Annotated in this window: 6 protein-coding genes; 3 read left to right on the top strand and 3 right to left on the bottom strand. The window is 62.4% G+C overall.

Features of this window, described 5'->3' with window-relative positions; genetic code table 11:
* Nucleotides 1-19: 19 nt before the first annotated feature.
* The 3 genes from mnmA to HMPREF0178_RS11790 all read right to left on the bottom strand — a co-directional run bounded on the left by mnmA (nt 20) and on the right by HMPREF0178_RS11790 (nt 3,141).
* The gene (gene mnmA / locus HMPREF0178_RS11800) at nt 20-1,090 is read right to left on the bottom strand and encodes a tRNA 2-thiouridine(34) synthase MnmA (protein WP_009733607.1); all 1,071 of its coding nucleotides are present in this window, start codon (nt 1,088-1,090) and stop codon (nt 20-22) included.
* A gap of 234 nt (nt 1,091-1,324) precedes the next feature.
* The gene (locus HMPREF0178_RS11795) at nt 1,325-2,605 is read right to left on the bottom strand and encodes an adenylosuccinate synthase (protein ID WP_009733606.1); all 1,281 of its coding nucleotides are present in this window, start codon (nt 2,603-2,605) and stop codon (nt 1,325-1,327) included.
* 164 nt (nt 2,606-2,769) lie between these two features.
* Nucleotides 2,770-3,141, bottom strand: coding sequence for a hypothetical protein (locus HMPREF0178_RS11790; RefSeq protein WP_005025499.1), 372 nt, complete (start codon nt 3,139-3,141; stop codon nt 2,770-2,772).
* Nucleotides 3,142-3,362: 221 nt separating this feature from the next.
* Here HMPREF0178_RS11790 and HMPREF0178_RS11785 point away from each other — a divergent pair, with 221 nt between their 5' ends.
* The 3 genes from HMPREF0178_RS11785 (at nt 3,363) to plsY (ending at nt 7,596) form a co-directional block, all read left to right on the top strand.
* Nucleotides 3,363-4,637: a hypothetical protein gene (locus HMPREF0178_RS11785; RefSeq protein WP_009733605.1), complete on the top strand. Its 1,275-nt coding sequence runs from the start codon at nt 3,363-3,365 to the stop codon at nt 4,635-4,637.
* A 280-nt stretch (nt 4,638-4,917) separates the two neighbouring features.
* A complete protein-coding gene (locus HMPREF0178_RS11780) occupies nt 4,918-7,002 on the top strand; it encodes a ribonuclease catalytic domain-containing protein (protein WP_009733604.1) in 2,085 nt (694 codons plus the stop codon).
* A 9-nt stretch (nt 7,003-7,011) separates the two neighbouring features.
* Nucleotides 7,012-7,596, top strand: coding sequence for a glycerol-3-phosphate 1-O-acyltransferase PlsY (plsY, locus tag HMPREF0178_RS11775; protein WP_009733603.1), 585 nt, complete (start codon nt 7,012-7,014; stop codon nt 7,594-7,596).
* The last annotated feature ends 15 nt before the right edge of the window (nt 7,597-7,611 follow it).

The following is a 7,611-nucleotide window of genomic DNA, read 5'->3' as shown; positions in this document are numbered from 1 at the left end:
AATCTCTTCATCCTCCGCCTTAACGCTCCTTACAAATGATTCCCCCGGCGAGCACATGCCCGTGCTCGTCGAAAACGGCGGCGAGCTGACCGGGAGCGGAGGGGAGCTGCGGCTGATGGAAACGGATGAGCATCCGGGCCGTGGCGTCCATGCCGCTCTCGCCGCCGCCCACCAGACGGATGTCCGCCGGAACCGCCTTCTGGCGATACCGGGTGCGCACCCGCAGCTCGTGAGGCCACAGTTCCGGGGGGACAAGGAAATTCAGTTCGCCCGCCGCGCAGGCATTGACGGGAAGCTCATCAGCCGTCCCAAGCAGCAACGCGTTGCGGGAACGATCCTTTCCGATGACGTACAGCGGCTCCGTCCACGATACGCCAAGCCCACGGCGCTGCCCCTCGGTATACTGCCAGAGGCCGCCGTGCCTGCCCACGACATGCCCGTCGAGCAGCACCATCGGCCCCCCGGCGGGAAGGCGCACGCCAATCCCCTTGAGGAAGGCACGGTAATCATCGTCGGGCACAAAACAGATTTCCTGACTCTCGCGAGGAAGCGGAACCGAAAGCCCCCACTCCGCAAGCGCGGCACGAACCTCGCTCTTGCGGACTCGGGCAAGGGGAAACACCGCGTTTTTCAGACGGCTTATGGGCGTCAGGGCAAGAAAATAGCTCTGGTCCTTGGCTTCGTCAGCCCCCTGATGCAACGCCATGCCATAACGGGGATGCTCGGCAAGGGAAACATAGTGACCGGTCGCCAACCTGTCCGCGCCAAGCTTGCGGGCTTCATCCATCCACAAACCGAACTTCACCAGCGCATTGCAGCGGACGCACGGGTTGGGCGTTTCCCCGTGGGCGTAACTCTCCGCGAAAGGCCGGACGATCTGCCGGAAAAACGCCTCCTGCAAATCGAGGATATGCAAAGGCACCCCCAAGGCACGGCACGAAGCCTCAAGCCCCGGGACGGGATCGTCCTCCGGCGAGGTTTCTTTCTGGAGGGCATGGAAGGCAATCACCTGTCCCGGATATTCACGTTGCAGGGACGCCATCGCATACAGGCTGTCCGCCCCGCCGCTTACGGCTACGGCTATGGTCATAAAGAAATCCTTTTTAGGGAATGGAGAACGCGAGACATGATTCCCCACAACAGGGGCCTTCCTCGCACCTCTTATCCACCAAGACTTTCACGGGATAGTCAAATACATGAGGTACGTTTTCTATAAAGAAAAAGGAGGTTGCCGTCGAGCAACCTCCCCACTGGTCGAAAGCCTTTGGAAGAGGGCCGGGGGAGGAACCTTTCTTCAGAAAGGTTCCTCCCCCGGTCCATCCCCTTATCTGAAAATAGTCTGATTGCGGTCGGGGCCGACGGATACCATGCTGACCGGCACGCCGGAAAGCTGTTCGAGGCGCTGCACATAGGCGCGGGCGGCTTCGGGGAGTTCGTCCCACGTCTTGCACGCGGTGATGTCTTCCTTCCAGCCGGGCATGGATTCGTAAACCGGGCTCACGAGGTCAAGCGCGCCCTGTTCCTGTGGAGGATAGTCCATGCGCTTGCCTTTGTATTCATAGGCCACACAGATCTGAATCGTATCAAAACCGGACAACACATCCAGCTTGGTCAGGGCAACGTCGGTAAGGCCGTTCAGCCGGGCGCTCTCGCGCAGCACCGGAATGTCCTGCCAGCCGCAACGGCGCGGGCGGCCGGTGGTCACGCCGAATTCGCCGCCGCTGGTGCGGAGCAGTTCGCCGGTGGCGTCGTTGAGTTCCGTCGGGAACGGGCCCTCGCCCACACGGGTGGTGTAGGCCTTGAGGATGCCGATGATGCGGTCAAGCTTGTCCGGGCCCACGCCGGAACCGGCGGCGGCGTTGCCGGACACGGTATTGGAAGAAGTGACAAAGGGATACGTCCCATGGTCGATGTCCAGATGGATGCCCTGCGCGCCTTCGAAGAGCACGCTCTTGCCTTCGTTCCACGCCTGTTCAAGTTCGGAAGACACGTCCGTCAGGTGCGGGATGATGCGCGGCGCGACGGCCATCACTTCATCGAACACGGCATCCACGGCAAGAGCGTCGATGCCGTACAGTGCCGTGAACAGGACATTCTTTTCCTTGAGGGCGGCGGCGATCTTCGCTTTGAGCAGTTCGGGATCGGCCAGATCCGAGGCGCGCACACCCACGCGGCCCACCTTGTCTTCATAGCAGGGCCCGATGCCGCGGCCGGTGGTCCCGATCTTCTGGCCCTTTTCGAGCTTGTTCTCGCGGGCCTTGTCCAGCACCTTGTGGTACGGCATGATGAGGTGGGTCTTCGAGCTGATCTTGAGGCGGTTCGGGGAGACGTCCACGCCCTGCCCGATGAGGGTATCGAGTTCTTCCACGAACACGACGGGATCAAGGACGACGCCGTTTCCGATCAGGCAAGTTTTGCCTTCGTGTAGAATGCCCGAGGGAACAAGATGGAGCGCGACTTTCTTGCCGTCCACGATGACGGTATGCCCCGCGTTGTTTCCGCCCTGAAAGCGGACCACATAGTCGATCTCCTGAGCCAGAAGATCGACGAACTTGCCCTTTCCCTCGTCGCCCCACTGGACGCCGACGATCACCACATTGGACATGGGTTACTCCTTGATACCTGTATTCACTGTGCTTCGCGTTTCCGATCCGTCAGGATCGCTGGGGGGAAGCCCGCAACAGTCCATGAAGATCCAGCTTGGAGTCTACAAAGGTTCAGCGGGATCGTCAACGTGAATCGGGCGGAAAAAACGGTTTTCCTGCGGCCTCAGCCTTTTCCGCCGGGCTCTTCGGAGGCATCCTTCTCTGGACTGCGGTGCGGGCGGAACTGGATAATCGCGGCTTTGCGCTTGGGCTTCGCAGGAGCAGGCCTGCCCGTTGGGGGGTCCAGAAAAAAGTCCGGCTCCGCGACGGGCTGCGACGCCGCGCCGGGATGCACCTGCGCCGACCAGCTGTAATTGAACAACTGGTTTTTCCACCGCTTGGCCTGAATGAAAGAAAAAACCAGCGCCGCTTCCTCCCAACGCTTCGTGGGTTCGAAATGGGAAACGATGACGGCGTACTTATCCCAGAGCGCCAAAAGGGAAGCCTCGTCCAGCGCATCGAGCTGACGGGCCATTTTGATCAAAAGTTGTTCCATAGGGGGGATTCCTCCTCGAACGGGATGCAAGGGGCGGCATAAGCGCCTCGGCGGTCTTTCGGGCAAGGCGGCGAAACATCTTCCGGCACCTCTCACCATTGCCGCACACCAGCGACATGCTACGCCAATCCGCCAAGGGGTTCAAATGGAATTTGCCCGTCAGCGCGGGTTATGATAGGGAGTGCCGATCCGCTTTTACCCGACCAACCTCAGGAGACGCCATGTCCAGCCTCAAAGATATGTATCGGACCGTATTGAAGGACACCTTCCCGGACACCATGACCATCACGCTCGGCGACGCCGTGCTCACCTACAAAAAGCGCACATGGCACATCGACGGCGAAACCAAGGGGCTGCGTTACGGCGAAAACCCCGATCAGCCCGCCGCCCTGTATGAGATGGAATCCGGCAAACTCGTCATAGACGGCGTCGAATGGCGCGGGCCGCAGGGCATCATGTCCGCCCTCACCGAGGCGCAGATGCTGCAGGCCGGGAAGCATCCCGGCAAGACCAACCTCACCGACGTGGACAACGGCTGCAACATCCTCCAGTACCTCGCGGAACGCCCCGCCGCCGTCATCCTCAAGCACAACAACCCCTGCGGCGCGGCGTGGTCCAAGGAAAGCGTGGGCGACGCACTGGCCAAGGCCTTCTGGTGCGACCGCATCGCCGCCTTCGGCGGGGCCGTGGTCGTCAACCGCCCGCTGGACATGCAGGCCGCCGACCTCATCGCCGCCAACTATTTTGAAGTGGTCGCCGCCCCCGACTTCGAAGAAGGCGTGCTCGAAAAACTCGCCGCACGCAAAAACCTCCGCATCTTCAAGCTGCCCGCCCTCGCCCGCCTCGGCGAACTCGCGGGCGTTCCTTTCCTTGACGTCAAGAGCATGGCCGACGGCGGCATCATCCTCCAGCAATCCTTCGTGAACCGCATCCGTTCCGCCGCGGACTTCATCCCGGCGGTCGCCACCACCAAGGACGGCCTGACCGTCTCCGCCCGCAAGCCCACCCCGCAGGAAGCCGACGACCTCGTCTTCGCGTGGGCCGTGGAAGCTGGCGTGACCTCCAACTCGGTCATCTTCGCCCACAACGGCGCCACGGTCGCCATCGGCACCGGCGAGCAGGATCGCGTGGGCTGCGTGGAATTGGCCATCTTCAAGGCGTACACCAAATACGCGGACACGCTGGCCTTTACCCGCCACGGCATGACGCTCTATGAGCTCAAGCTCAAGGCGAAGGAAGACGCCGAAGCCGCCGAACAGCTCGCCGCCATCGAAGCGGACACCCAGAAGGCCAAGGGCGGCCTCGCCGGTACGGTGCTCGTCTCCGACGGCTTCTTCCCCTTCCGCGACGGCGTGGACGTGTGCATCGCGCAGGGCGTGACCGCCATCGCGCAGCCCGGAGGCTCCCTCCGCGACTACGAGGTCATCGGGGCCGTCAACGAAGCCTCCCCGCAGGTGGCGATGGTCTTCACCGGCCAGCGTTCGTTCAAGCATTAATGAAGATTGGGAAGGGGAAGGAAAACATTTCGGAATAAAGGATTTCCCCCCTTCCTCTCCCAAGAGTTCCGTAAGAGAAAAAGGAAGCGAATGTTCAGGCTACAGCCCTTCCGGAGCCCTTGTGTGTACGGAATCTTTTCATGAGATAAAAAAAACCGCCGCCTTTCCCCAGCACCAAAACGTAGAAGCCTTTGGAAGGAGAGGGGGTTCGGGGGAGGGAAGAGGGAACCTTTCTCCAGAAGGTTCCCTCTTCCCTCCCTCGGCAACAGAAGGATTCAAGATGGTTCAAGGCTTGGTTCGTTACCCCGGCGCGGGGTGTGTGGTTGAGTTCATGCAGGGCAACGCGCCCCAGATCGCATGGGTGCTGGAGGAACAGAACGGCAGGCTCCGCCTGCTGCTTCCGAACCGCCGGGAAACGGCCCTGCAAGCCGCGCGCATCCTGCCGTGGCCCGGCCCGGCCTACGAAAAGAACTGCTCCCGCGATGCGGCGCTGGAAATCCTCGAACGCCACAAGAGCCGCCGGGAAGTCGCCAACGTCGATCCGCTGGAACTCTGGGAACTGGCACAGGGTGAAGTGGAACAGGCTCCGGCCCAGTGGTTTGCGGAACTCGCCATGAGCGAGCCGGACATGGACGCTGTGGCGGCCTGCGGCCACGCGCTCATGCAGGCCAAGAGCCATTTCAAGTTCAACCCGCCGAATTTCGAGGTCTACCCCGAAAGCGTCGTCGCCACCCGCATGGCCGAACTGGAAGCCGCCCGCAGGCGTGAGGAGCTGGTCAACAAGGGAAGCGCCTTCATCCGCCTGTTGTGGGAGATCCATCAGAAGAAAAGCACGCAGTCCCCGGGGCGGGCCGCCGAATCGCTGGACCCCGATGTCCGTGAACGGCTGCGCCGCACCATCATGAACCGCATCGCCGATCCCGAGACCTCGGAAGACGACGGACTCTGGAAACTCATGGTCAAAGGGCTGCCCGACGATCCCTTCATGCCGCTCCACCTCGCGCAGGCGTGGGGGCTCGTGGAGCCACACCACAACTATTGGATGGACAGGGCCGGATACGCCCCCGGCAACGGCTGGTGCGAAGAGCACCGGGACGAGCTCGACGCCCTGCTTGCGCAAGCGGCGGAAGACGAACGGCAAGAGCCGACCTTCCCGGACAGGCCCATCATCAGCATCGACGCCCCGACCACCCGCGATGTGGACGATGCCTTTTTCATCGAAGCCCGGCCCGACGGCGGCTGGAACCTGACGCTGGCGCTGGCCTGCCCGGCCTTCCGCTGGCCGTTCGGGGGGAAGCTGGACAAGGCCGTCTTCAACCGCGCCACCAGCATTTATCTGCCGGAAGCCACCCATCACATGCTTCCGGAAGCCCTCGGCACGGGAGCCTACAGCCTGCTGTCCCAAAAGACGCGGCCTTCCCTGCTCATCGAATGCACCGTGGGAGCCGACGGGCTCGTGACCGCGTGCGAACCGCGCGTCGGCTATGCCCGGCTTGCGGCGAACCTGTGCTATGAGGATTGCGAAACCGCGCTGGACGGCGGGGAGTCCCCGGCGTCTCCCTATCTGGAGCAGCTCCGGCAGGCCCTCGAACTTGCGCGGGCCCATCAGGAACGCCGCATCGAAAAGGGCGCCGTCATCATCGAGCGCCCGGACATCACGATCAATCTTGAAGGGGCTGGCGAAAACATCACCGTTTCGCTGGATGAAGATCCGCTCGCGCCCAAGGCCCACCTGCTCGTTTCCGAGCTGATGGTCCTGACCAACGCCGCGCTGGCAGCATGGGCCAAGGAGCACGGCATTGCCCTGCTCCACCGGACGCAGGACGTCGCCATCCCCAAGGAATTCTCCGGCATCTGGCAGACGCCCCTTGAAATCGCCCGGGTGGTCAAGGCGCTGGCCCCCGCCGTGCTGGAAACCAATCCACGCCCGCACGCCGGCCTTGGGGAAGCGATGTATGCGCCGTCCACGTCTCCGCTGCGCCGCTATCCCGATATGATCAACGAAACGCAGATCATTTCCCTGCTCCGGGACGGCAAGCCGCGCTGGAGCAAGGAAGAGCTCGACACCCTGCTTCCCCTGCTCAACGCGCATCTCGACGCCGCCGGGCAGGTACAGCGCTTCCGGCCCCGCTACTGGAAGCTGCTCTACTTCAAGCAGCAGGGCGACCGCTGGTGGCCCGCCGTCATCACTGATGAAAACGACGCCTTCGTCACCGTCAACATGCCCAAGGAGCAGATGATCGTCCGGGCGCGCCGCCAGTTCTTCGGGGAACGCGCGCATCCGGGGCAGGAGCTTGAAATCCGCCTCGGCAAGGTGCATCCTCTGCAAAACGACTTCCAGCTTCTGGAAACCCGAGAAATCTAAGGAAACGCCATGTTCGACATCCTGTGGATCTGCCTTACCTACTGCATCGGCTCCGTCCCGTTCGGCCTGGTCTTCGCCAAAACATTCTGCCGCATCGACCCCCGCACGGCCGGGAGCGGCAACGTGGGGGCGACCAACGTAGCGCGTCTCTGCGGCAAGGCATGGGGGGCGGCCACGCTTGCCTGTGACCTCCTGAAAGGCACCATCCCCGTCTTCATCGCCATGCAGTACTCGACGTCCGAGCTCGTCTGGACGCTCACGGCGCTGGCGGCGATCCTCGGGCATCTCTATTCCTGCTTCCTCGGCTTCAAGGGCGGCAAGGCTGTGGCGACCTCCATCGGGGTGCTTATCCCGCTGGCGTTCTGGCAGCTCCTCATCGCCGTCTGCATTTGCCTGTTCCTGATCTGGCGTTCCGGCTTCGTTTCGCTCGGCTCGCTGGCTCTCGTGACGTCCATGCCCATCCTGCTGGCGCTTTCCGGCAAATTCAGCCTCCTGCCCCTCTCGCTGATCATCCTCGCGCTGGTCTTCTGGAGCCACCGCGAAAACATCCGCCGTCTCGCCAAGGGCGAAGAAAAGACGTGGGTTAAGAAGTAACCGATATGGAGAATC

This window comes from Bilophila sp. 4_1_30, assembly GCF_000224655.1.
GTDB classification, from domain to species: domain Bacteria; phylum Desulfobacterota; class Desulfovibrionia; order Desulfovibrionales; family Desulfovibrionaceae; genus Bilophila; species Bilophila wadsworthia.
Note: the sequence above shows the minus strand (reverse complement) of the source record. Positions and strands in the feature narration are given on the sequence as shown.